Genomic DNA, 24,993 nt, shown 5'->3' with positions numbered 1-24,993 from the left:
TTCCTTTTTTATCGGCACGGTTTCATTGTTACTATCCGAAGTAACGATGCAGCAAATAATCGAGCCAATGAGTTTACTCAATTAAGTGATTTGGGTGACGAATAGATCGGGAGGTTGTTTGCAGCAACGCTGAGGGGAGCCCCTGAGAGAGAACCTTAAGGTTCGTCAGCGTAAGAAAACAGGATACGCCGGGACTTAACAGGCCCGGCGCTTTTATCTCTGGCTTAAAGCAGCTGCGCCAAACGGTTCAAATCCGATTGAATGGCGCCGGCAGTCACATCACGTCCCGCCCCCGGACCACGGATCACCAAAGGGTTATCCCGATACCAGCGGCTTTCAATGGCAAACACGTTGTCGCATGGCAACAACGATGCCAACGGATGATCCGGCCTCACGGCTTCCACCCCCACCCGGGCTTTACCATTGTTGTCAAAGCGGGCAATGTGGCGCAGCACCAGCCCCATCTCCTGAGCGGCTTCCAGACGTTGGATCATCTGCTCGTTAAGCGATTCGCCATTCTCAAAGAAGTGATCGACAGACCCTTCCTCACAACCTGGCGGCACCAGCGATTCGACCCGAACCTGACTGGGTTCGATTTCATACCCGGCTTCACGGGCCAGAATCACCAACTTGCGCATCACATCCTGTCCGGACAGATCCACACGCGGATCGGGTTCGGTCAGCCCCTGCTGGCAAGCCTGATCCACCAGATCGATGAACGGCACCGAGCCATCGAATTGCAGGAATAACCAGGAAAGCGTGCCGGAGAAAATACCGCTGATAGCAAGAATACTGTCACCGCTTTCACGCAGATCCCTGACGGCGAAGTTCACCGGCAACCCGGCCCCCACCGTGGCGTTATAGAGCCAGTGGCGGCCCGTCTTGGCAAAGGCATCCCGAATCTGGCGATAATTATTGCCGCCGGACGCCCCCGCCAGTTTGTTCGCACTGATGACATGGAAACCATAGCTGGCGAAGTCAAGATACAGATCGGCAACCGATTCACTGGCGGTGACATCCAGCACCACTAAATCGTCAAACGGATGCGCACGCATCCACAGGAACAGATCTTCGCCATTCCGCTCCTGCGCTTCGTTCTCAAAGAAGGCCAACACCCGGCTGGCATCCAGACCGTCGTAATTCAGCAGGCTACGGGTGCTGTCCACTACCCCCGCCAGCACAAACTCAAAACCGGTACGGGCAGAGATATTACTTTGCTCACGGGCAAACAGCTCAAGCCAGCGGGAACCAATATTCCCTTTACCAAACAGCACCAGGCCAATGCGTTTCTCCGCGCGGAACAGGGAATGATGAAGGCCGCGTATCAGATGTTCCGTCGGCCCGACGCGCAGCACGGCGACCAGGCTGATCCCATCTTCCGATTGCCAGATAAACTCGATTGGCTGGTCTTTCAACTGTTGATAAAAACGATGGCTGTGCAACGGATTCTTGCTCACGCCGGCCCCCACCATGGCCACCAGCACCAATCCCTCCCGCTTGTGCAAGCTGACGGGCAACGCCGCCTGTTCCAGACGTGCCCAGGCACTATCCACGACTTCAGAGGTGTAGCAGAGTTGCAGCAGGTTACGATCCTGATGAATCCCCGTCGCCAGCGGCTTTAGCTGCGCCCGATTCAGTAACTGCTCCATTTCCCGCTGTACCAGAGAGAACTCATGTTCCGTCGGCAGCTGAATTTCAATCAGACAAACATCATCATGGCTGGTGACAATTTTGGCGCCAGTCCCGGAAGCCAGTACGCGTTCAATGCGCGTCGATCCCTGTTCCGGCTGATAACTGCAACGCAGTTGCAAATCGATATCGCTGCCGGAAACGGGCTGTAGCGTGCGCGTATGTAACACTGGCGCAGCCAGTCGCGCCAGTTCACTGGCTTCGTCCAACCGCAACAAAGGCAACAGGCAGGCGTCTTTTACTTTGCGCGGGTCAGCGCTGTAGACACCGGCAACGTCACTCCAGATTGTCACGCGTTCTACGCCTGCCAGCGCCCCGATTTGCGTCGCGGAATAGTCACTCCCATTGCGCCCCAGCAGCACCGTTTCACCGGCGTCATTACGGCAGATAAACCCGGTCACCACCAGACGGTGTCCCGCATGTTGCGTCAGGCACTGTTGCAGCAGCGGCCAGGAACGCCCTTCATCAACCTGAGGCTGCGCCGCCCGCTCCGCCCGCAGGAAATCACGCGCGTCCAGCCAGGAAGCTTGCATATCCAGATGGTTAAGCAAGGCGGACATCAGCCGGGCAGACCAGATTTCGCCGTGCCCCACCACTTCGGCGTATACGGCATCGGTAATTTTGCCATCCAGCAGCGCCGCTAAACGCTCCAGATCGCGAATAAACAGGGAAGTCAACGGCTCAGCCGTTTCAGGGGGGAGCAATCCGGCGATCAGATCGCTCTGATAGCGACGCAACGCCTGCTGAACCTGATGAGCGGAAAGACGATCGCTTTGACTCAGCTTTAACCAGCTAATCAGTTGGTTGGTCGTGCCGCCCGCGGCGGAAACCACCATTAAATCGCCGGGATGACTGTACTCAGCCATGATGTCGGCGACTCGCAGATAGCACTTCACATCAGCCAGACTGCTGCCGCCAAATTTATGCAGTTGCCGGCCTGTCACCGCTCCCGCTACTCCTGATGCACTCATTCTTACCTCTTCGCTGCAGCCTGAAATGCACGATCCAGATCGGCAACAAGATCATCACCGTCTTCAATACCGGTTGAAATACGCAATAACGTTTCAGAAATCCCGGCCGCGGCGCGCGCTTCGGGCGCCATGCCGGCATGAGTCATGGTTGCGGCATGAGAAATCAGGCTTTCCACACCACCCAAAGATTCTGCCAGCGTGAACAACTCCAACGGCTCCAGGAAACGCCGCAGCGTCTCTTCATCACCATCCAGTTCAAAGCTTAGCATGGCGCCAAATCCGGATTGCTGACGACGAGCAATTTCATGACCAGAATTCTGCGGTAATGAAGGGTGATACAATTTTTTCACTAGCGGCTGTTGTTGCAGGTATTCAACCAGTTGCAGCGCATTACGCTGTGCGGCGGCCATACGAGGAGCCAGCGTGCGCAAACCGCGCAATAGCAGATAGCTGTCAAACGCCGCACCCGTTACGCCAATGTTGTTGGCCCACCAGGCCAGTTCCGTCACGGTTTCCGGATCGTTGGCGATCACGGCGCCGGCCACCACATCGGAATGACCGTTCAGGTATTTCGTACAGGAATGGATGACCAGATCCGCGCCCAGCGCCAGCGGCTGCTGCAAAGCGGGGCTCAGGAAGGTGTTATCCACCACGCTGATGGCCCCTGCCGCGCGAACGGCACGGCAAATCGCCGCGATATCCACCACGCGCAATAAAGGATTGCTGGGGCTTTCTATCAGCACCAGACTGGGTTTCTCTTCCAGCGCGGCATTGAGCGCCGCTTCATCGCCCTGATCGACAAACTTCACGCGAAACGCACCGCGTTTACTCAGGCTATCGAACAGACGGTAGCTGCCGCCGTAGCAGTCATGAGGCGCAACCAGCAAATCACCCGGACGCAGAAATACCGTGCAAACCAGCATAATGGCCGACATTCCGCTGCTGGTCATCACCGCACCCGCACCACCTTCCAGCTCAGCCAGCGCACGCTGCACCACATCACGCGTCGGGTTACCGCGACGTGAATAATCATGGGCTCTTGGCTGGTTGAATCCGGTAAAGTTATAGGTGCTGGAAAGGTGAATGGGGGGGACGACACAACCATATTGTTCGTCATCATTTAACCCGCTGCGAACTGCGATCGTTGCCTGTTTACGCGTCATCGGCTTTTTCCTGGCTGGAGGCTGAAACATAAGAGGTTAAAGAGTAAACCCAGTTTTAATAGACGTCAATACATCTAGACTTCTAAACTTCTTTGCGTATAGATTGAGCATAAGCATAATAACCGCTAGAATCGTGGTATTTCATGACAGATGCTGTCTTCATTACGATTAATTTTTAAGGTAATCCCATGGCTGAGTGGAACGGCGAGTATGTCAGCCCTTACGCTGAACACGGTAAAAAAAGCGAACAGGTTAAAAAGATCACGGTGTCTATTCCGCTGAAAGTCCTGAAAATCCTGACGGATGAGCGAACGAGACGCCAGGTGAACAACCTGCGGCATGCAACAAACAGCGAACTCCTGTGTGAGGCGTTTCTGCATGCTTTCACCGGACAGCCTCTGCCGAATGATGAAGATTTGCGTAAGGAACGCAGTGATGAAATTCCTGAAGCAGCGAAAATCATCATGCGGGAAATGGGCATTGATCCCGACACCTGGGAATATTAAGCAATTAAGCCGTCGGAATCTGCGGTTGGGTTAACGTGATCTTGCGGTTTTCTGACGTGTGCAGATAACCCGCCCGGAATGACCACCACCGCATCAGATATCGGAAACAGCAAGGGCGCCCGTGGGCGCCCTTGCTTTTACAGCTAACCGGAATAGCTTATTTTTTGCTGCCCGGCACGCTGAAACGCTTGTTGAAGCGCTCAACACGACCACCAGTATCAACAACACGTTGTTTACCCGTGTAGAACGGGTGGCATGCGCCACAAACGTCCAGGCTCAGGTCGTGACCCACGGTAGAATGGGTTTTGATAACATTACCGCAAGAGCAAGTTGCCGTAATTTCAACGTAATTCGGGTGAATACCTTTTTTCATGGGAAACCTCTGTTAAGGCCGTGTCGCTATCCAGCCCTGTTCCGCCAGACACCACACGAAAGTTGAGTAAGTAAGTTCATTATGCAAACGGCACAATGGCGGCGGATCATACAGAAACTGACCACCCGATGCAATCGCATCCACACATTATCACTCACAGCATGTACACTAGCGGCTTACATTATTTCACGCCTGTTCCAACCGGAGATGTCATGTCTGTCGCCCAGGTCGCATTGCCCGTGCCATTGGCACGTACATTCGATTATTTGTTCCCCGCTGCTGGCGTTCAGCCGCAAGTCGGTGTCCGCGTCAGCGTGTCCTTTGGCAACCGCAAAACAATTGGCATTGTTACCGCGTTAAGCGAGTCGAGCGAACTCCCGCTGGATCAGTTAAAGCCCGTGCATGCCGTATTGGATGATCAACCGCTGTTTCCCGCCGGCCTGTGGCGCATTTTAATGTGGGCAGTAGATTATTACCACTATCCAATCGGCGAAGTCCTGTTCCATGCTCTGCCGATATTACTGCGTCAGGGAAAACCGGCCCATCGCGCGCCACTCTGGCAATGGTTCGCCACCGAACAAGGGCGGGCAACCCCCCTGAGTTCGCTAAAACGCGCCCCCAAACAGCAGCAGGCGCTGGCTGCGCTTCTTCAGGCGCCGGTGTATCGCCACCAGGTCAGCGAAACCGAACTAACGGAAACCGCGTTCCAGGCCTTGCGCGGTAAAGGATTGTGCGATCTGAAAGCTGCCGAACGGGCCACTCATGACTGGCGTAAAGATTTCAGTACTGCGACTGAGCGTCTGCGGCTGAACACCGAGCAGGCTACCGCCGTCGGCGCCATTCGTAGTGAAGATAATCATTTTGCCGCCTGGCTGCTGGCCGGCATCACCGGCTCGGGCAAAACGGAAGTCTATCTCAGCGTGCTGGAAAATGTGCTGGCGCAGGGGAAACAGGCTCTGGTGCTGGTGCCGGAGATAGGTCTGACGCCGCAGACGATCGCCCGTTTCCGCGAGCGCTTCAACGCGCCCGTTGATGTGCTGCACTCCGGTCTGAATGACAGTGAACGTCTTGCTGTCTGGCTGCGTGCCCGTAGCGGCGAAGCGGCGATTGTCATCGGCACGCGCTCGGCCCTGTTTACACCGTTTGCCCGACTGGGACTGATCGTGATTGATGAAGAACATGACAGCTCATACAAACAGCAGGATGGCTGGCGCTATCATGCCCGCGATCTGGCGGTGTTCCGCGCCAGAGAAGAAGATATCCCCATTGTGATGGGCACCGCGACGCCCGCACTGGAAACGCTCTATAACGTACAAATCGGCAAATACCGTCAGTTGCGGCTCACCAAACGCCCCGGCAACGCGATGCTGGCCCGCCAGCACATTCTCGATTTAAAGGGGCTCCCCCTCACAACCGGATTATCACAGCCGCTCATTACCCGTATCCGACACCATCTGACGCAGGATAATCAGGTGATCCTGTTCCTTAACCGCCGGGGTTTCGCTCCGGTAGTCATGTGTCATGAATGCGGCTGGATTGCCGAATGCCAGCGCTGCGATCACTATTATACCCTGCATCAACACCAGCAGATGCTGCGCTGCCACCACTGCGACAGTCAGCGTCCGGTGCCGCATCAGTGCCCCGGCTGTGGCTCCACCAATCTGGTGCCTATCGGCCTCGGGACAGAACAGTTGGAACAAGCGTTGGCGCCGTTATTTCCTGACACGCCGATTACCCGTATCGACCGGGACACGACCAGCCGCAAAGGCACGCTCGAACATCAGCTGTCACAGGTGAGGCAAGGCGGCGCCCGCATTCTGATCGGCACACAAATGCTGGCAAAAGGACACCATTTTCCCGATGTCACGCTGGTCGCCCTGCTGGACGTCGACAGTTCACTGTTCTCTGCGGATTTTCGCGCGGCCGAGCGCTTCGCCCAGCTCTATACACAGGTATCAGGCCGGGCCGGACGCGCCGGTAAAGCGGGGGAAGTCATCTTGCAAACACACCACCCGGAGCATCCTTTGCTGCAAATTCTGCTGCAACAGGGCTACGACGCTTTTGCCAGTCAGACCCTGAACGAGCGAAAAAGCGTTTTTCTCCCGCCTTTCACCAACCATATTCTGTTCCGCGCCGACGACCATGATAATCAGCAGGCGCCGCTCTTCCTCCAGCAGTTGCGCAATCTGTTGGAAGCCAGCCCCCTGCGCGATGAATCGCTCTGGCTGCTGGGACCCGTTCCCGCCCTGCAACCCAAACGGGCAGGCCGCTTCCGCTGGCAATTGTTGTTACAACACCCTTCCCGGGCGCTGTTGCAACGGTTGGTCAAAACTTCCGTGACGCTGATTAACACGCTACCGCAAGCGCGCAAAGTGAAGTGGGTGTTAGATGTCGACCCGATAGACAGCTAGCATTTTCATGCCCGGCATGCCGATGACAAATTCTTGCGAATCGCATCGAAAAACTGAAATTCATCACGTTTTACATGCAAATTAAGCAACAAAAATTGCGTTCAATCTGTTAAGTGTGTTCGCGAAGGCAGTATTCTGGAAACGATGACAACACGAAATTTGACAACACCCTGGCACTGTCATTGAGCAATGGCGAGCAGTCATTACAGTCAGAAGGGGGAAGCAATAACATCCAGGCCGGTAGCGCCAGCTCAGGCTGACGCAAGGAGAAAAGCGTTGGAACAGAAGAAAGAAGTGACTACGGCGACGATGAAAGACGTCGCGGACGAAGCCGGTGTATCCACCGCCACGGTTTCCCGTACGTTGATGAATCCAGAAAAAGTCTCTGCGGCCACACGAAAAAAAGTAGAGCAGGCGGTTATTACTGTAGGATACTCTCCCCATGCGCTGGCCAGAAACCTTAAGCGTAATGAATCGCGAACCATTCTGGCCATCGTACCGGACATCTGCGATCCCTACTTTTCTGAAATATTCAGAGGGATTGAAGAAACCGCGGCGGAGCATGGTTATCTGGTCCTGATTGGCGATTGCGCTCATCAGCACCGGAAAGAAAAAACTTTCATTGATTTGATTATCACCAAGCAAATTGATGGCATGTTGCTGCTGGGCTCGGACCTGCCGTTCGATGCCGGAAAAGAAGAGCAGCGCAATCTGCCTCCGATGGTTATGGCTAATGAATTTGCACCGGAGTTGGAACTGCCGACGGTCCATATCGATAATCTGACCGCCGCATTCGATGCCGTACACTATTTGCACCAGCTCGGCCACCAACGGATCGCCTGTATTGCCGGCCCCGAACGCATGCATCTGAGCCAATATCGGCTACAGGGTTATGTACAAGCGCTACGCCGCAGTGGCATCGCCGTCGATAACCAGTACATTATCCGGGGCGATTTCACGTATGAAACCGGCGTAAACGGTCTGATTGCGTTAATGAAACATCCGCTGCCGCCCAGCGCGATTTTTTGTCATAACGACATCATCGCGCTGGGCGTGCTGTCGCAGGCAAAAAAGATGGGGCTGGATATACCACGCGATATTTCCGTGGTCGGCTTTGACGACATCGATCAGGCACAGTATTGTTGGCCACCGCTGACAACGGTGGCACAGCCGCGTTATCGGATCGGCCGCGAGGCAATGCTGCTACTATTAGAGCAGCTACATGGTAATACCGTACGCAGCGGCTCGCGACTGCTGGCCAGTGAACTGGTGATACGGGAAAGCTCGGCAGCCCTGAATTATTCACGCAACAGGCTTTAAGAATTCAGGTGCTGGTCAAATATTTTAGGGTTCAGTAACATGGCCCCCTAATACCTTTATTCAATTCACAGCGAAACGACAGTGGCACAAAGAGACTATGTCAGCCGGGGCCGTTCAAATACGCGCCGGAAAAAGACAACCAGCCGAAGGAAAAGCAGCGCTTCAGGAACGTCCAAAACCATGGTGGCTCTGGCTGTTGCCGTTTTGGTCACTTTTGCGGGTGGGCTGTATTTCATCGCCCATAATAAGCCGGAAGAGTCGCCAGTACTGCCACATCAAAACGCAGCAGGCAAAGGCAATGGGTTACCGCCCAAGCCAGAGGAGCGTTGGCGTTACATTAAGGAACTGGAAAATCGGCAGTTAGGCGTCACATCGCCTACCGAGCCTTCCGCCGGCGGGGAGATTCAGTCACCGGTACAGCTGACGGATGAACAACGCCAGTTGCTGGAACAAATGCAATCGGATATGCGCCGCCAGCCAACTCAACTCTCGGAAGTGCCGTATAACGATCAGACTCAGGTTCCGCGCTCACAGGTGACGATCAAACCACCGGCGCAGCAACCCCCGGTGGTCACGACACCGCCGCCGGTAACGCGCGCTCCGGTTGCTACGACGCCGGCGGTGCCGGCCGCACCAAAACAGGACGTCGTTAAGCAAGAGCCGAAGCCAGAAAAAGAGAAAACACAGCGTTGGATTGTTCAATGTGGCTCATTCAAAACCATGGAGCCTGCCGAATCGGTGAGAGCGCAACTGGCGTTTGCCGGTATCGAAAGCCGAATCACCTCTAACGGTGGATGGAACCGCATCATGTTGGGGCCATACAATAACCGCGCCGCAGCGGACAGCATGTTGCAACGTCTCAAAGGCGCGGGCGCATCAAACTGTATCCCTCTCGCCAGTGGGGGTTGAAAAAACCCACGCTTTCCCCCATTTATGAAATCAATATGCCCCGCCGTCGTGGCGGGGGTCTTTTTCTTCAGTAACGGGGATTTACTCGTGACAACTATCGTAAGTGTACGCCGCAACGGCCACGTGGTCATTGGCGGTGATGGGCAAGCCACGCTGGGCAACACCGTCATGAAAGGCAACGTGCGTAAAGTACGCCGCCTCTACAACGATCGCGTTATTGCTGGTTTTGCTGGTGGTACAGCGGATGCATTCACCCTGTTCGAGCTTTTTGAGCGCAAACTGGAAATGCATCAGGGACATCTGGTGAAAGCAGCCGTAGAACTGGCGAAGGACTGGCGTACCGATCGCATGTTGCGCCGACTGGAAGCCTTACTTGCCGTTGCTGATGAAAATGCTTCACTGATTATTACCGGTAATGGCGATGTCGTGCAGCCGGAAAACGATCTGATTGCTATCGGATCCGGTGGTCCGTATGCGCAGGCCGCCGCTCGCGCCTTACTCGAAAACACGGAATTGAGCGCACGGGATATTGTCGAGAAGTCGTTAAGTATTGCTGGCGATATCTGTATCTACACCAACCAGTTCCACACGATTGAAGAATTAGCCTCGAAGGCGTAAGGATCAACTATGTCTGAAATGACCCCGCGCGAAATAGTCAGCGAACTTGATAGTTATATCATCGGCCAGCACAACGCCAAACGCGCCGTAGCGATTGCCCTGCGTAACCGCTGGCGCCGGATGCAGCTGGAAGAAACGCTGCGCCATGAAGTCACCCCTAAAAACATTCTGATGATTGGCCCGACCGGCGTCGGTAAAACCGAAATTGCCCGTCGTCTGGCCAAACTGGCCAATGCCCCCTTCATCAAGGTTGAAGCCACCAAATTCACCGAAGTCGGCTATGTGGGTAAAGAAGTCGATTCGATTATCCGCGATCTGACTGATTCAGCGATAAAAATGGTGCGTCAACAGTCCATTGAGAAAAACCGCTACCGCGCAGAGGAACTGGCGGAAGAACGTATTCTGGATGTCCTGATCCCACCAGCGAAGAACAACTGGGGCCAGCCAGAAGAAGCGGCTGAACCTTCTGCTGCGCGTCAGGCGTTCCGCAAGAAATTACGCGAAGGCCAGTTGGACGATAAAGAAATTGAAATCGATCTGGCCGCTACACCCGTTGGCGTTGAAATCATGGCGCCTCCAGGCATGGAAGAGATGACCAACCAGCTGCAATCCATGTTTCAGAATCTGGCGGGTCAGAAACAGAAAGCCCGTAAGGTAAAAATCAAGGAAGCCTTTAAGCTGTTGGTGGAAGAAGAAGCCGCCAAGCTGGTCAATCCGGAAGAACTGAAGCAGCAGGCTATCGAAGCCGTCGAGCAGCATGGCATCGTGTTTATTGATGAGATCGATAAAATTTGTAAACGCGGCGAAAGTTCTGGTCCGGACGTATCCCGTGAAGGCGTTCAGCGCGATCTGTTGCCTCTGGTTGAAGGTTGTACCGTCTCGACCAAACATGGCATGGTCAAAACCGACCACATCCTGTTTATCGCATCGGGCGCTTTCCAGGTTGCCAGCCCGTCCGATCTGATCCCGGAATTACAGGGACGTCTGCCGATTCGTGTTGAATTGCAGGCGCTGACGACGGAAGATTTTGAGCGTATTCTGACGGAACCGAGCGCATCCCTGACCGAACAGTATAAAGCGCTAATGGCAACGGAAGGCGTCAACATTGAGTTTTCCGCGGAGGGTATTCGCCGTATCGCAGAGGCCGCATGGCAGGTTAACGAACGGACCGAAAACATCGGCGCGCGTCGTTTGCATACCGTATTGGAGCGTCTGATTGAAGATATTTCTTACGATGCCAGCGAAATGAGTGGTCAAAACGTTACTATTGACGCAGATTACGTACGTGGTCACTTGGATGAATTAGTAGCAGATGAAGATCTGAGCCGATTTATCTTATAATCCGTTTTACGGATCGTCCTGTTAACTATTAAGCGGGAGGCCTCGGCCTCCCGCTTGTGTTTATGGTTCTGTCGTTAAAGATATTATTTACTCATAAACAATAAAAATTGAAGCACACCATGACTTTATCAACCCATAGCAGTAAAACCAAAGCCTGGCTGGATAGTCTGCGTCCAAAAACGCTGCCATTAGCTTTCGCTTCTATCGTCACCGGCTCGGCGATTGCAAGCTGGCATAGCAGTTTTAAACCGGGTGTCGCATTACTGGCGTTACTCACCGCGGGATTACTGCAGATTCTTTCCAATCTGGCAAATGACTATGGGGATGCGGTAAAAGGCAGCGACACCAAAGATCGCATCGGGCCATTACGGGGTATTCAAACCGGTGCCATTACGCTGTCTCAGTTGAGAAATGCGCTAATTGCAACCGTTGTCCTCACCGTTATTTCAGGCGTATCGCTGGTGATTCTCGCCTGTGAAAAACCAAGCGATATCATTGGTTTTCTGGTCCTGGGATTACTGGCCATTCTCGCCGCCATCACCTATACCGTCGGCAATCGCCCTTACGGCTATATCGGGCTGGGTGATATCTCGGTATTGATATTTTTCGGCTGGCTCAGCGTTGCAGGTTCTTATTACCTGCAAACCGGCCATTTCGACAGTATCGTCATGTTGCCGGCTACCGCTTGCGGTCTGCTTGCTACCGCCGTATTGAACATTAACAACCTGCGTGATATCGACAATGACCGCCTCAGTGGAAAAAACACGCTGGCCGTTCGCCTCGGCGCGCAGAAAGCCCGCTGCTATCACACCCTGCTGTTGATGCTGGCGCCGTTCTGTCTCGGCCTGTTCGCCATGCTTTACCTGCATAGCCTGGCGGGCTGGCTCTTTCTCCTGACGCTACCACTGCTGCTCAAGCAGGCCATTTACGTTCTGCGCGAAACCAGCGCGTTCAGCATGCGCCCAATGCTGGAAAAAACCGTCAAGGGCGCGCTGTTGACCAATCTTCTGTTTGCTGTCGGGGTTATGCTCAGCTAACGATCACCGGAACGCATTCCCAGACACGCGGATCGCTCCCCGGCAGCAGACGATGACCTGATGAATAACCGGGACAAAACGCGGCGGCAATTTACTGATACGCATCAAGTTAACATTTGATGATTTTGCCAACACCCGCCAGAAAGGGATATACTCACTATCCCTGCGGGCAAACTGACATCAATCCTATGAAATACGATACTTCCGAACTGTGCGATATTTATCACGAAGAGGTTAACGTTGTTGAGCCTCTGTTCTCTAATTTTGGCGGGCGTACTTCATTTGGTGGCAAAATCACCACGGTGAAATGTTTTGAGGATAACGGCCTGCTGTATGATCTGTTAGAAGAAAATGGCATTGGGCGCGTACTCCTGATTGATGGCGGTGGCTCGGTACGTCGTGCCTTGCTCAACGCAGAACTGGCCAGATTGGCGACCCAGAATGAATGGGAAGGTATTGTCATCTATGGCGCCGTGCGTCAGGTGGACGATCTGGCTGAACTGGATATTGGCATCCAGGCCATGGCGGCTATTCCGGTTGGCGCAACCAGCGAAGGAATTGGGGAAAGCGATATCCGCGTGAATTTTGGCGGGGTGACCTTTTTCTCTGGCGATCATTTGTATGCCGACAACACAGGGATTATTCTGGCGGAAGACCCGCTGGATATTGAATAATCCTCACGGCATCAGCAAACCGGTGCTCACTGCCATATAGCGCAATCTCCGCCTACGCAGGATTACGTTATATGGCGTCGGCAAAAGCTCAGAAAAAGTGAGCTTCTGCCTTGCTGGAAGATTAAACTTCTTCCATCTTGCCTAGCAGCGCACGCAAACGATCTTGCCATACCTGCTGCTCTTCTTTCAGTTGTTCGTTCTCGCGCACCAGCGCTTCACGAGAACCCGCCGCTGCCTGAACGTCTTGTGACAAAGCGCTGTTTTGCTCCTTCAGCTCTTCGATTTCCATTTGCAACAGCGTGATCGTATCAATCGCCTGCTGAACTTTTGCTTCCAGCTTTTCAAACACTTCAAATGACATTCTTCAAACCCCTTTTAATCACAAGGCATAAATCGGTTAACGCTGCGCCATCACGTCCGCATGACCGCAACACGACAGCACACCCTAATACGATGCCCGTTTAATACGCCTCTGGACATAACCTGATGGCGAGACTGGCCGTAGCTGAATTGTATGTAGCCAATGAATCTCTGTCTAGCAGGCATCCCACACAACGCAGAGTGTGACAGCTTTTATTTATTACCACTATCAGCACAAACTGAAAAAACGGATTAATGACCTTGCACCGGGTAGCGAATGTTAATCATTGTATCGACGATTTAACATAAGACGGGCGTTACCAACCGTCAAATCACAAAAACTTAAGCGAATGCGCACATTTTTTGACATACAACACACATTTTGATTTCGATATTTCTCGTTTTCGAACATTAACGATAAATTCACATTATAAAAACTTTTAAAGCAGAAGTTGCCGTTTACGGTGACCTTACGATCCCTACCATTTCTGTCCCCTAACAGCAGGAAAACAATATGAGCAAATCAGAACGTTCAACCTTAAAAGGCCAGTGTATCGCCGAGTTTCTGGGTACTGGCCTGTTGGTTTTCTTTGGCGTGGGTTGTGTCGCAGCCGCAAATCTGACCGGAGCCAGCTTCGGCCAATGGGAAATCAGCGTTATCTGGGGCCTGGGAGTGGCGATGGCTATCTATCTGACAGCCGCCATTTCCGGTGCACATCTTAACTCCGCCGTCACTATCGCCCTATGGCTGTTTGCCTGTTTCGATGGCAAGAAAGTCATTCCCTATATCCTCTCTCAATTCGCGGGAGCCTTCTGCGCCGCCGCACTGGTCTACGGCCTGTATCACAATTTGTTCGTGGATTTTGAACTGGCACACAATATGGTGCGCGGTAGCGCGGAGAGCCTGAATCTCGCCGGTGTCTTCTCGACATATCCCAATGCACATATTTCAGTCATACAGGCATTTCTGATTGAAATGGTGATTACCGCGATCCTGATGTGTCTGATTCTGGCGCTGACCGACGACGGTAACGGTATCCCTCGCGGGCCACTGGCACCGCTGCTGATCGGTATTTTGATCGCCGTCATCGGCGCCTCAATGGGACCGCTCACCGGCTTTGCATTGAACCCGGCGCGTGACTTTGGGCCAAAACTATTTGCCTCTCTGGCAGGATGGGGAGAGATTGCCCTCACCGGTGGACGTGATATTCCGTACTTCCTGGTACCCATTTTTGGTCCACTGGTCGGTGCTTGTCTGGGTGCGGTAGGCTACCGTGCATTGATTGGCCGTCACCTGCCGTGCGATGTGTGTGAAGCCGACACAACGGCGGGTACAGAAACCCACTAACATTTAGTGCTACAGCAATTACCCTTTTGCGGTTAACCATTACAGGATTGGATTTATGAACCCGGAAAAAAAATACATTGTCGCGCTCGATCAAGGAACCACCAGTTCTCGTGCCGTTGTTCTGGACCACGATGCCAACATTATCAGCGTCTCACAGCGTGAATTCAGCCAAATTTATCCGAAAGCGGGCTGGGTAGAACACGACCCCATGGAAATTTGGGCATCACAAAGTTCGACGTTGGTAGAAGTACTGGCCAAAGCGGGTATCAACGCAGATGAAGTGGCGGGTATCGGCATCACCAACCAGCGCGAAACCACCATTGTGTGGGAAAAAGAGACCGGCAAGCCAATTTATAACGCTATCGTCTGGCAATGTCGCCGAACGGCGGAGATCTGTGAACAGCTCAAGAAAAGCGGTCTGGAAGAATACGTTCGTAACACCACCGGGCTGGTCGTCGACCCTTACTTCTCCGGAACAAAGGTGAAATGGATTCTGGATCACGTTGAGGGCGCCCGTGAACGCGCCCAGCGTGGAGAACTACTGTTTGGTACGGTTGATACGTGGTTAATCTGGAAAATGACGCAAGGGCGCGTTCACGTCACGGATTACACCAACGCCTCCCGCACCATGCTGTTCAATATCCATACGCTTGAGTGGGATGAACGTATGTTGCAGGCACTGGATATTCCCCGCGCAATGCTGCCGGAAGTGCGTGCCTCCTCCGAGGTTTATGGACAAACCAACATTGGCGGCAAGGGCGGCACACGTATTCCGATTGCCGGTATTGCGGGCGACCAGCAGGCGGCCCTGTATGGTCAGCTTTGTGTCCATCCCGGTATGGCGAAAAACACCTACGGCACGGGTTGCTTCCTGCTGATGAATACCGGTACCGAAGCGGTGTTGTCCAAACATGGCCTGCTCACCACCATTGCCTGTGGCCCACGCGGTGAAGTCAATTACGCGCTGGAAGGATCCGTTTTCGTCGGTGGCGCATCAATTCAGTGGCTGCGCGATGAGCTGAAGCTGATTGGCGAATCCATGGACTCAGAATATTTCGCCACCAAGGTGAAGGACACCAACGGCGTCTACGTCGTTCCCGCCTTCACTGGCCTGGGCGCCCCTTATTGGGACCCGTATGCACGCGGCGCGATCTTCGGTCTGACCCGTGGCGTCAACGCTAATCACATTATCCGCGCCACGCTGGAGTCTATCGCGTTCCAAACCCGCGATGTACTGGATGCCATGCAGGCAGACGCGGATACCCGCCTGAAAGCACTGCGTGTAGACGGTGGGGCCGTCGCTAACAACTTCCTGATGCAATTCCAGTCCGATATTCTCGGCACCCGCGTTGAACGTCCCGAAGTGCGTGAAGTCACCGCGTTGGGCGCCGCCTTCCTGGCTGGTCTGGCAACCGGATTCTGGAACGATCTGGATGAAGTGAAAAGCAAAGCCACTATTGAGCGTGAATTCCGCCCCAGCATTGAAACCGTGGAGCGTAACTACCGTTACAGCGGTTGGCAGAAAGCCGTTGCCCGCGCCCGTGACTGGGAAGAGCACGACGCATGATGTTTCTCCGGGCGCGCCTGTCGCGCGCCCATTTTCAGCGCAGCAAGCTTACACCGCAACCAGCATGCCGCCATCCACAAACAACAGATGACCGTTGACAAAATCAGACGCTTTTGACGACAGATAAACGGCAGCGCCAACCAACTCCTCCGGGTCCCCCCAGCGGGCGGCGGGAGTGCGCTTGCACAACCAATTTGTAAACGCTTCATCCTCGACCAACGCCTTGGTCATGTCCGTTTTAAAATAGCCGGGAGCGATGCCATTAACCTGGATATTATAGCGCGCCAATTCGACACACATCCCACGCGTCAGCATTTTTACCGCCCCCTTTGAGGCCGCATAAGGCGTAATCGTGTCCCGCCCCAGTTCGCTTTGCATAGAACAGATATTAATAATTTTTCCGCGCTGGCGTTCCACCATATAGCGAGAAACCGCCTGCGAAACCAGAAAGACGGATTTTTGATTCACATTAATCACATCGTCCCAATCCTTTTCCGGAAAATCATTGAAGGGATGACGACGCTGAATACCCGCGTTATTAATTAATACATCAATTTCTCCAATTTTTTCCTCGATAAACTGAACCGCGCGACTGACAGCCTGATGATTAGTCACATCAAAAGCGCAAGCGTAAGCCGTATAACCTAAATCCCGCAGTTGGCCGGCGGCATGTTCAGCCCGCTCATCGGTAATGTCATTAATAATAATTTCCGCGCCATACTCTGCCAACCCTCTCGCCAGCAAAAAACCAATTCCTTGTGCAGAACCGGTAATAAGCACTTTTCTTTTTTCCAATGAAAATAAGTTTTTCATAATAATATCCTGATAGCCGAACTGAATTACTTTACACCCGTCTTTATATGCAAACTCAGACGGCCATATATACAAAACTCACACATTACGCTACGTTTCTATTAAATGAGGATGGTGAAACACTCATTAAACCAAAACATCCGGAGATGCTTATTTGAAAGGTAATATTATCAAACCGTTTTACTCACGTTAAAACCGTGACAAATATCACTCAAGAGCATGTTACGATAAGGTGTTACCACTTCCGTGATCGGAATCGCGTCGATACGACCTTATTAAGCATAATTATTACTCGCAATATCACGCCAACGAAAAGAAAAATAACATGATTAATAATAGCGGCGATTATTCATCCTGCGGTGTATGTTACCTTGAGCTCCTTTGGTAACAGCTTTTCTATCCCGGGGAGGCATAGTGAACAAGCGCTGTGCCTTTTCATGCCATTTCCTCTGTATTTTCCTGCCTGAAAGCATTGCTGTCAGGGTTAAATGCAAGGCCGATCACGTTGCCTGTAACATCTTTTTTTAACATGATTTACAGTGACTTTCATCACAAAAATAAAATCTAAAAACAGGTCTCATACCAGCATCAAATAAAAATTGTATATGCCGTTATGCCCAATAAATTTCCTGAAGCTTATACGGGTGAACGATTGAAGTATAACGATTGAAGTATTAAGCGTATCTCAACGCCACGTGCAGCAACGCCGAAGGGGCGAAGAAAAAATGATTCGGGTAGCGGAGGGAAACCAACGTACCGGCAATTTGAAAAATGAAGGGCATACTCTTGGGAATCAAACAGGCACAGGTGAGAAAGAGAAGATGACATCAACATCCTGAATGCTTCAAAAATAAATTTATTTTAAATAAAAAAACCATCGATTTTTTATTTAAAAAGATCGCTTTTCTTACATCCGAAAAACGGGAAAAACATTCCTGAATTTATCGGATCGTTAAGATATTACTTTAGAAAAATAAAACAGGTAACCATGATGACAATTAAGAAACTGGCTGTTAAACGTTGGTGGTATTTAATGCCCATCATCTTTATTACTTATAGTTTGGCTTATCTTGATCGAGCCAACTATGGATTTGCCGCCGCATCAGGTATTGAAGTCGATTTAGGTATAACAAAAGGCGTTTCTTCTTTAATCGGGGCGCTTTTTTTCCTTGGCTATTTCTTCTTTCAGGTGCCCGGCGCAATCTATGCAGTAAAGCGCAGCGTGCGTAAATTGATTTTTGTCAGCCTTATTTTATGGGGCTTTTGCGCGGCGGCGACCGGGATGGTCAGCAATATCCCCACGCTTATGGTGATCCGTTTTATACTCGGCGTTGTGGAAGCGGCGGTCATGCCTTCCATGCTGATTTACATCAGTACCTGGTTTACCAAAGAAGAGCGCTCGCGTGCCAATACCTTTCTTGTGTTGGGAAATCCGGTCACCGTCCTGTGGATGTCGATTGTTTCCGGCTACCTGATCAATGCTTACGGCTGGCGTGAAATGTTCATCCTTGAAGGCGCCCCCGCCATTATCTGGGCGTTCTGCTGGTGGATTCTGGTGCGTGACAAACCGTCTGAAGTGTCATGGTTAAGCGCACAGGAAAAAGCTGACTTACAGGCGGTCATGGACAATGAGCAGAAAAATATCAAACCCGTGCGTAACTATGGCGAAGCATTGCGCTCTCGTAATGTGATTATGCTCTGCGCCGTGCATGCTTTATGGAGTATCGGCGTCTATGGTTTCATGATGTGGATGCCATCCATTATTAAATCTGCCGCCTCAATGGACATTGTTTCCGTTGGCTGGCTGTCGGCGCTGCCGTATTTTGCTGCTATCGTTACGATGCTCAGCGTCTCCTGGCTGTCCGATAAAATGCAGAACCGGAAACTCTATATCTGGCCATTACTGCTGATTGCCTCCGCGGCGTTCTTTACGTCTTACACCATCGGTAATCATCATTTCTGGATTTCCTATGCGCTGCTGGTTATTGCTGCCGCCTGTATGTATGCGCCTTATGGACCGTTCTTTGCCCTGATTCCCGAGTTACTGCCGAAGAATGTCTCTGGTGTATCCATTGGATTAATCAATAGCTTTGGCGCGCTGGGCGCGTTCCTCGGCGCCTGGCTGGTCGGTTATCTGAACGGTATTACGGGCAACCCCAGCGTGTCATACAGCTTTATGGCCATCGCGCTCCTCCTTTCCGTCGTCATCATGATCAAAGTCCGGGCGCCGGAGCAGGAAAAACCCGCGATTCCTCAACCAGGAAAAAGTGTGCCTCAACGTTAATCATCCAATGATGTGCCGCTCAGGCGGCACATTCCCCACAACGCCGGTCACAAACCGTGCTACGCAGGTTTCGGCTAAAAGTCTCGCCTGCCGAAACTCACTTGCATCCGCATTTACTCCACCCGCTATCCGTTGTGATAAAATCCCGCCTATTGACTATTCCCCCCTCGATCGACAACAGACAGGTATCCATGAAACGTGAATTAGCCATCGAATTCTCGCGCGTCACTGAAGCGGCCGCGCTGGCAGGCTATAAATGGTTAGGCCGTGGCGACAAGAATGCCGCCGATAACGCGGCAGTACAGGCCATGCGCATTATGCTCAATCAGGTCAATATCAATGGTCAGATTGTGATTGGTGAAGGAGAAATCGACGAAGCGCCGATGCTTTTCATCGGTGAGCACGTGGGAACCGGTCAGGGGTCCGCCGTGGATATCGCCGTCGATCCCATTGAAGGCACACGGATGACCGCCATGGGTCAGGCCAATGCATTAGCCGTACTGGCCGTCGGTGAAAAAGGGACGTTTCTGCACGCACCCGATATGTATATGGAAAAACTGATTGTCGGACCTGGCGCGAAAGGCGCGATTGATCTGGCGCTTCCGCTGGCGGACAACTTGCACAATATCGCCAGAACGCTGCATAAGTCACTCGACCAGCTAACCGTGATTACACTGGCCAAACCGCGTCACGACGCCTGCATTGCCGAAATGCAGCGGTTGGGCGTGAAGGTGTTCGCGATCCCTGATGGCGATGTCGCCGCTTCCATTCTTACCTGTATGCCAGACAGCGAAGTCGATGTGCTATACGGCATTGGCGGCGCGCCAGAGGGCGTCATTTCCGCCGCCGTCATTCGTGCGCTTGATGGTGACATGCAGGGCCGGCTGCTGGCGCGTCATCAGGTGAAAGGTGATAGTGCGGAAAACCGCCGTATCGGTGAAGATGAGCTGGCCCGCTGTCAACAAATGGGGATTGAAGCCGGTAAAGTGCTGCAACTCGACGATATGGCGCGGAATGATAATGTGATTTTTTCGGCCACCGGTATTACCAAAGGCGACTTGCTGGACGGTATTTCACGTAAGGGAAATATCGCGACTACCGAAACACTGCTGATCCGCGGCAAATCGAGGACGATCCGTCGGATCAAGTCCACGCATTACCTCGACCGCAAAGATCGGACGCTGCATGATTTCCTGCTGTAACCGGCAACCCGACGTCCGGTTTTTACTGACTGATTGTTTCACAGTTGTTAATAAATAGCGTATCTTAAAGGCGGCTCATTGAAGGCCGCCATGGCACACTTGACCAGCATGAGACAATGCGGACGCCGCCTGCCGTCGTACGACGAAAGCAACGGCTATTGACAGAAACAGGAGCACAGCACTATGGCTGAATGGGTAACAGGCAAAGTTATTCAGGTGGAGCACTGGACAGAAAGTTTATTCAGCATCCGGGTAAATGCCCCCACCGATCCGTTCACGGCCGGGCAATATGCCAAACTGGCGCTGGAATTTAATGGTGAAAAAGTCCAACGCGCCTATTCCTATGTCAATGCCCCCAGCGACCACAATCTTGAGTTCTATCTGGTGAACGTGCCGGAGGGGAAACTCAGCCCTCATTTACACGCGATGCAACCTGGTGCGGAAATCATGATCACCAAAGACGCCGCGGGCTTTTTCGTACTGGAAGAAATTCCACCTTGTGAAACACTGTGGATGCTGGCGACCGGCACCGCGATCGGGCCTTATCTTTCCATTCTTCAGGAAGGCAAGGATCTGGAACGCTTCAAGGACATCGTACTGGTTCACGCCGCCCGTTTCGCCCGTGATTTAAGCTATCTGCCGCTGATGCAGCAGTTACAGCAACGCTATAACGGCAAGCTGCGTATTCAGACGGTGGTCAGTCGTGAAGAGGAAACGGGCTCATTGACAGGTCGGATCCCGGCGCTCATCAGCAACGGTACGCTGGAAGCAGCAGTAGGCTTGCCAATCGATGCGGCGACCAGCCATGTCATGCTGTGCGGCAATCCCCAGATGGTGCGTGATACGCAGCAGATACTGAAGGACGAACGGCAAATGACCAAGCATCTGCGTCGCAGACCCGGTCACATGACCAGTGAGCATTATTGGTAATCCTTCCTGGCGCCGGGAATGAGGGACTCAGGAGCGAAATTTCAAGGGTTCCGCTTCGGGCCCAAATCGGTTCTCGCCTTTCGTGCCCGAAAAAACACCGCAGTCGAGTATCACCATGACGCTAATCAGCGTTGGAATAAACCGGCCAATGCCCCATTGCCAAATCGCGGGCAACATAAACCAATGACCGGCGGCCAAGACCCAGGCAACGATAATCAGTAACGCCCACCAGCCGCTTTTATTACGGTCATGCAGGCGTTTTACCACGATTGCCGCCGTTGGCCACAGCAATGCAACAAGAATGAATGCCGTGGATTGAACATCCAGCCAGTTCTGACCAGACAAGGTGAACAGCAGCGCCATCAACACCAGCCAGAGGACGATCCAGACCCAAAAATCACGGCGGCCGATACGCCCTTTAAACGAGAAACACCATTGCTGTAGCGTCATCAAATACAGAATCCTGAATTACAGAGCCAATCCCATCAAGCGCAACGGGAAAAATATTGATCGGTTAAATAACGAAACAGGCGCGACGTCAAAACCCCCTCACCCGCAAACGTCTCCCGCCGAGTTTACCATTAACCGGATGGGCTACGCGCCCGTAATCTTTACGCGACTTTTGACAATCACTCATGAATGCCGCTTTAATCAAACATAGCATCGCTATCGCCGCCTTTGGCCTAAACTGATTACCATGGCTCGCCTGATAAAATCCTTATGACACGACAATATATCGCTGCAATTTGTACGTTTTCCGCCCTGATGTTCTACCAGTCCAGTGCGTGGTCCGATCCCGTTTCGCCATCAAAAACGACAGCAACGGCCCCTTATCTGCTGGCTGGCGCGCCAACATTTGACCAAACCATCGTCCAGTTCCGTACACGTTATAACCTGAGTAATCCGGCGCTGCCAATTGGGGAATTCCGGGTTATCGACACCGGCAACATATCCAGTCTGCTGACGCGCGCCGCCAGCAAAATCAACGATCATCTGTACGCGTCAACCGCGTTGGGAAAAGGCACAGGGAAGATCAAAACGCTGCAAATTACCTGGCTACCACAACAGGAAGATACCGACACCGAAGCAAGGCGTACACAGGCCATTAATTATATGGCGGCCCTGTCACGCGCTTTTTCCCCGTCATTGACGGAAGAACAAAGTATTAAAAAAGTCACCGAACTACTGGAAAAAGGCAAGGGCCAGCGCTTTTACCAGCAAACGGAAGGGGCCATGCGCTATGTTGTTGCAGATAACGCTGAAAAAGGGCTAACTTTTGCTGTTGAACCGATTAAGCTAACGCTATCTGAACCGTGATCAACAGGACAATTAATGACGAAAAACAGAGCCACGGTATCATTTCGTCTTTATACTGTTGGCAGGTCAAACTGCCGACTGGCAGTTATGTATTGATTATTTGCGATCCCGTCTGGAGGAAAAAAGATGCGTCATCCATTAGTTATGGGTAACTGGAAGCTGAATGGCAGCACCCACATGGTCAACGAACTGATCGCTGGTCTGCGTAAAGAATTAAGCACCGTCGACGGTTGTGGTATTGCTATCGCGCCACCCGCTATCTATCTGGATCAGGCTAATCATCAACTGGCAGGTAGCCGTATTGCACTGGGCGCGCAGAACGTTGACGTGAACCTGTCTGGTGCTTTTACTGGTGAAACGTCCGCCGACATGCTGAAAGATATTGGTGCGAAATACATCATCATCGGTCACTCAGAACGTCGTACCTACCACAAAGAAAGCGATGAATTCATTGCCAAAAAATTTAGCGTATTGAAAGATGCAGGTCTGATCCCGGTTCTGTGTATCGGTGAAACCGAAGCAGAAAACGAAGCAGGACAGACAGAGGCCGTATGCGCCCGTCAATTGGACGCCGTGCTGAATACGCTGGGCGCCAAAGCATTTGAAAACACCGTCATCGCCTACGAACCGGTATGGGCTATCGGTACTGGCAAATCAGCGACCCCGGCACAGGCTCAGGCCGTTCACAAATTCATTCGCGATCATATCGCCAAACAGGACGCCGCGGTTGCCGAGCAGGTTATCATCCAGTACGGCGGTTCTGTTAACGCATCCAACGCCGCAGAGCTATTTACTCAGCCTGACATCGATGGCGCGCTGGTCGGCGGGGCTTCACTGAAGGCTGACGCTTTTGCCGTAATCGTCAAAGCTGCCGCTGAAGCAAAACGCGGCTAAGATACGCTAACGTCGTTATTAACAAACGCCGCCATTTCTTTATAAGAAATGGCGGCGTTTTTTCAGCTTGATGACAGCCTTTTTATCCCCCAAGCCAACCTCCCCTTTTACCGGGGAGGGGGAATAACAGCGAACATTTCAATTTTGCCAACGGCCTGAATATTTCAGACCATGCCTTATCTTTTGACGGGGATCTGCTGCGTAATACAGTGAATATTGCCGCCACCCAGCAGAATTTCCCGGGCCGGGACGCCGCTTACCTGATAGTCCGGAAACATCTGCTGCAACCGATCGCGGGCGATATCATCCGTTCGCGCATCCAGCAGCGGGAAAATAATCTGCTGATTGCTGATCAGGAAGTTCACGTACGATCCCGCCAAACGCGATCCGGCATTACGCTCCACCGCATTTCCCCCATCCACGCCCGCGGCTTCTTCCGGCGTCGCATACAGCGGCCCCGGTGCCGGCAGCTTCCAGATTTTCAGCTGACGGCCCTGTGCGTCTTTAGCGGTGGATAGCACCCGATATGCCGCCATTGAGCGCGCATATTGCGGATCGCTTTCGTCATCCGTCCAGTGCAGCGCCACTTCGCCGGGACGCACAAAGCAGCACATATTGTCGATGTGTCCGTCGGTTTCGTCGTTATACACGCCCTCTTCCAACCAGATAATCGTCGATATGCCCAGATAATCGCGCATCAGCTGCTCGATCTGCGCTTTGCTCAGATGCGGGTTACGATTGGGATTCAGCAGGCATTCTGCCGTGGTCAGCAATGTCCCTTCACCATCGGTATGAATCGAGCCGCCTTCCAGAATCAGAGGAGCGGCATAGCGCGCATTCTGGTGGTAAGCCAACACCTGCGCCGCGACCTTTTCATCCTGTCGCCAGTCGTCATACAGACCGCCGAGTTCACCGCCCCAGGCGTTAAACTGCCAGTCGATACCACGACGTTCCCCGGCCTGATTCAGTACCATCGTCGGCCCGGTATCACGCATCCAAGCATCGTCACTTTCCATCTCAACCAGTGTGACATCGGCGGGCATTACACGCTTCGCGTCAGCCATGCAGCGCGCGGGCACGCCCATGATCACCGGCGTCGTCTGCGCAATGGTTTTTGCCACCTGCGCGAAGGTTTGCTGGGCAGGAACGCCCTCTTCACGCCAGTTATCCCGTCGATAGGGCCAAATCATCCACACGGCTTCCTGTGGCGCCCACTCGGCAGGCATCGTAAAGCCGTCCTGATGCGGCGTGGTTAACTGTGACATC

At 52.7% G+C, this 24,993-nt stretch carries 22 protein-coding genes; 15 read left to right on the top strand and 7 right to left on the bottom strand.

The genetic code is table 11. The annotated features are described in order from the left end of the window. Nucleotides 1-224: 224 nt before the first annotated feature. On the bottom strand, nucleotides 225-2,660 hold the full coding sequence (locus B4923_RS19110) for a bifunctional aspartate kinase/homoserine dehydrogenase II (RefSeq protein ID WP_109491295.1): 2,436 nt from the start codon (nucleotides 2,658-2,660) through the stop codon (nucleotides 225-227). A 2-nt stretch (nucleotides 2,661-2,662) separates the two neighbouring features. Continuing rightward, entirely contained in the window at nucleotides 2,663-3,823 is a 1,161-nt protein-coding gene (gene metB / locus B4923_RS19105; protein WP_109491294.1) for a cystathionine gamma-synthase, read from the bottom strand. A 188-nt stretch (nucleotides 3,824-4,011) separates the two neighbouring features. Here metB and metJ point away from each other — a divergent pair, with 188 nt between their 5' ends. Beyond that, the gene (gene metJ, locus B4923_RS19100; RefSeq protein WP_005973355.1) at nucleotides 4,012-4,329 is read left to right on the top strand and encodes a met regulon transcriptional regulator MetJ; all 318 of its coding nucleotides are present in this window, start codon (nucleotides 4,012-4,014) and stop codon (nucleotides 4,327-4,329) included. A gap of 157 nt (nucleotides 4,330-4,486) precedes the next feature. Here the strand turns inward: metJ and rpmE are convergent, their stop codons facing one another. Beyond that, the gene (gene rpmE / locus B4923_RS19095) at nucleotides 4,487-4,702 is read right to left on the bottom strand and encodes a 50S ribosomal protein L31 (protein WP_109491293.1); all 216 of its coding nucleotides are present in this window, start codon (nucleotides 4,700-4,702) and stop codon (nucleotides 4,487-4,489) included. Between the two features lie 212 nt (nucleotides 4,703-4,914). On the opposite strand from rpmE, the gene priA reads away from it, so the two are divergent. The 7 genes from priA (at nucleotide 4,915) to rraA (ending at nucleotide 13,012) form a co-directional block, all read left to right on the top strand. Beyond that, entirely contained in the window at nucleotides 4,915-7,113 is a 2,199-nt protein-coding gene (gene priA, locus B4923_RS19090; protein ID WP_109491292.1) for a primosomal protein N', read from the top strand. Nucleotides 7,114-7,389: 276 nt separating this feature from the next. After that, complete coding sequence (cytR, locus tag B4923_RS19085; RefSeq protein ID WP_109491291.1) at nucleotides 7,390-8,433, top strand: DNA-binding transcriptional regulator CytR; 1,044 nt, start codon at nucleotides 7,390-7,392, stop codon at nucleotides 8,431-8,433. A gap of 81 nt (nucleotides 8,434-8,514) precedes the next feature. Continuing rightward, nucleotides 8,515-9,342: a cell division protein FtsN gene (ftsN, locus tag B4923_RS19080; protein ID WP_109491290.1), complete on the top strand. Its 828-nt coding sequence runs from the start codon at nucleotides 8,515-8,517 to the stop codon at nucleotides 9,340-9,342. A gap of 87 nt (nucleotides 9,343-9,429) precedes the next feature. Continuing rightward, nucleotides 9,430-9,960: an ATP-dependent protease subunit HslV gene (gene hslV, locus B4923_RS19075; protein WP_109491309.1), complete on the top strand. Its 531-nt coding sequence runs from the start codon at nucleotides 9,430-9,432 to the stop codon at nucleotides 9,958-9,960. Between the two features lie 9 nt (nucleotides 9,961-9,969). Beyond that, nucleotides 9,970-11,301: an ATP-dependent protease ATPase subunit HslU gene (hslU, locus tag B4923_RS19070; protein WP_109491289.1), complete on the top strand. Its 1,332-nt coding sequence runs from the start codon at nucleotides 9,970-9,972 to the stop codon at nucleotides 11,299-11,301. 119 nt (nucleotides 11,302-11,420) lie between these two features. After that, the gene (locus tag B4923_RS19065; protein WP_109491288.1) at nucleotides 11,421-12,338 is read left to right on the top strand and encodes a 1,4-dihydroxy-2-naphthoate polyprenyltransferase; all 918 of its coding nucleotides are present in this window, start codon (nucleotides 11,421-11,423) and stop codon (nucleotides 12,336-12,338) included. Between the two features lie 188 nt (nucleotides 12,339-12,526). Then, nucleotides 12,527-13,012 (top strand): ribonuclease E activity regulator RraA, encoded by a 486-nt coding sequence (gene rraA, locus B4923_RS19060; protein ID WP_109491287.1) that lies wholly within the window; start codon nucleotides 12,527-12,529, stop codon nucleotides 13,010-13,012. Between the two features lie 121 nt (nucleotides 13,013-13,133). Here rraA and zapB read toward each other — a convergent pair whose 3' ends face one another. Continuing rightward, a complete protein-coding gene (gene zapB, locus B4923_RS19055) occupies nucleotides 13,134-13,373 on the bottom strand; it encodes a septal ring assembly protein ZapB (RefSeq protein ID WP_109491286.1) in 240 nt (79 codons plus the stop codon). A gap of 513 nt (nucleotides 13,374-13,886) precedes the next feature. Between zapB and B4923_RS19050 the strand changes: the two genes are divergently transcribed. Both B4923_RS19050 and glpK read left to right on the top strand, forming a co-directional pair. Then, nucleotides 13,887-14,720 carry an MIP/aquaporin family protein gene (locus B4923_RS19050; RefSeq protein WP_109491285.1) on the top strand — a complete coding sequence of 278 codons (834 nt, stop codon included), beginning with the start codon at nucleotides 13,887-13,889 and terminating at the stop codon, nucleotides 14,718-14,720. Nucleotides 14,721-14,775: 55 nt separating this feature from the next. Further along, nucleotides 14,776-16,287 carry a glycerol kinase GlpK gene (glpK, locus tag B4923_RS19045; RefSeq protein WP_109491284.1) on the top strand — a complete coding sequence of 504 codons (1,512 nt, stop codon included), beginning with the start codon at nucleotides 14,776-14,778 and terminating at the stop codon, nucleotides 16,285-16,287. Between the two features lie 48 nt (nucleotides 16,288-16,335). Here glpK and idnO read toward each other — a convergent pair whose 3' ends face one another. Beyond that, on the bottom strand, nucleotides 16,336-17,100 hold the full coding sequence (idnO, locus tag B4923_RS19040; RefSeq protein WP_109491308.1) for a gluconate 5-dehydrogenase: 765 nt from the start codon (nucleotides 17,098-17,100) through the stop codon (nucleotides 16,336-16,338). Nucleotides 17,101-18,088: 988 nt separating this feature from the next. On the opposite strand from idnO, the gene B4923_RS19035 reads away from it, so the two are divergent. From B4923_RS19035 to fpr, 3 genes are all read left to right on the top strand, one after another. Further along, nucleotides 18,089-19,384 (top strand): MFS transporter, encoded by a 1,296-nt coding sequence (locus tag B4923_RS19035; protein WP_109491283.1) that lies wholly within the window; start codon nucleotides 18,089-18,091, stop codon nucleotides 19,382-19,384. A 191-nt stretch (nucleotides 19,385-19,575) separates the two neighbouring features. Beyond that, nucleotides 19,576-20,586, top strand: coding sequence for a class II fructose-bisphosphatase (glpX, locus tag B4923_RS19030; protein ID WP_109491282.1), 1,011 nt, complete (start codon nucleotides 19,576-19,578; stop codon nucleotides 20,584-20,586). A 183-nt stretch (nucleotides 20,587-20,769) separates the two neighbouring features. Beyond that, nucleotides 20,770-21,516 (top strand): ferredoxin--NADP(+) reductase, encoded by a 747-nt coding sequence (gene fpr / locus B4923_RS19025; RefSeq protein WP_109491281.1) that lies wholly within the window; start codon nucleotides 20,770-20,772, stop codon nucleotides 21,514-21,516. Between the two features lie 27 nt (nucleotides 21,517-21,543). Here fpr and B4923_RS19020 read toward each other — a convergent pair whose 3' ends face one another. Further along, entirely contained in the window at nucleotides 21,544-21,966 is a 423-nt protein-coding gene (locus B4923_RS19020; RefSeq protein WP_109491280.1) for a DUF805 domain-containing protein, read from the bottom strand. A 270-nt stretch (nucleotides 21,967-22,236) separates the two neighbouring features. On the opposite strand from B4923_RS19020, the gene B4923_RS19015 reads away from it, so the two are divergent. Then, the gene (locus tag B4923_RS19015) at nucleotides 22,237-22,833 is read left to right on the top strand and encodes a DUF1454 family protein (RefSeq protein WP_109491279.1); all 597 of its coding nucleotides are present in this window, start codon (nucleotides 22,237-22,239) and stop codon (nucleotides 22,831-22,833) included. A 126-nt stretch (nucleotides 22,834-22,959) separates the two neighbouring features. After that, complete coding sequence (gene tpiA, locus B4923_RS19010; RefSeq protein ID WP_109491278.1) at nucleotides 22,960-23,727, top strand: triose-phosphate isomerase; 768 nt, start codon at nucleotides 22,960-22,962, stop codon at nucleotides 23,725-23,727. Between the two features lie 176 nt (nucleotides 23,728-23,903). On the opposite strand, the gene aguA is transcribed toward tpiA, so the two are convergent. After that, nucleotides 23,904-24,992: an agmatine deiminase gene (gene aguA / locus B4923_RS19005; RefSeq protein WP_109491277.1), complete on the bottom strand. Its 1,089-nt coding sequence runs from the start codon at nucleotides 24,990-24,992 to the stop codon at nucleotides 23,904-23,906. Nucleotide 24,993: the final 1 nt, after the last annotated feature.

The sequence above is a fragment of the Brenneria roseae subsp. americana genome, assembly GCF_003115815.1.
Taxonomy (GTDB): Bacteria; Pseudomonadota; Gammaproteobacteria; order Enterobacterales; family Enterobacteriaceae; genus Brenneria; species Brenneria roseae.
Note: the sequence above shows the minus strand (reverse complement) of the source record. Positions and strands in the feature narration are given on the sequence as shown.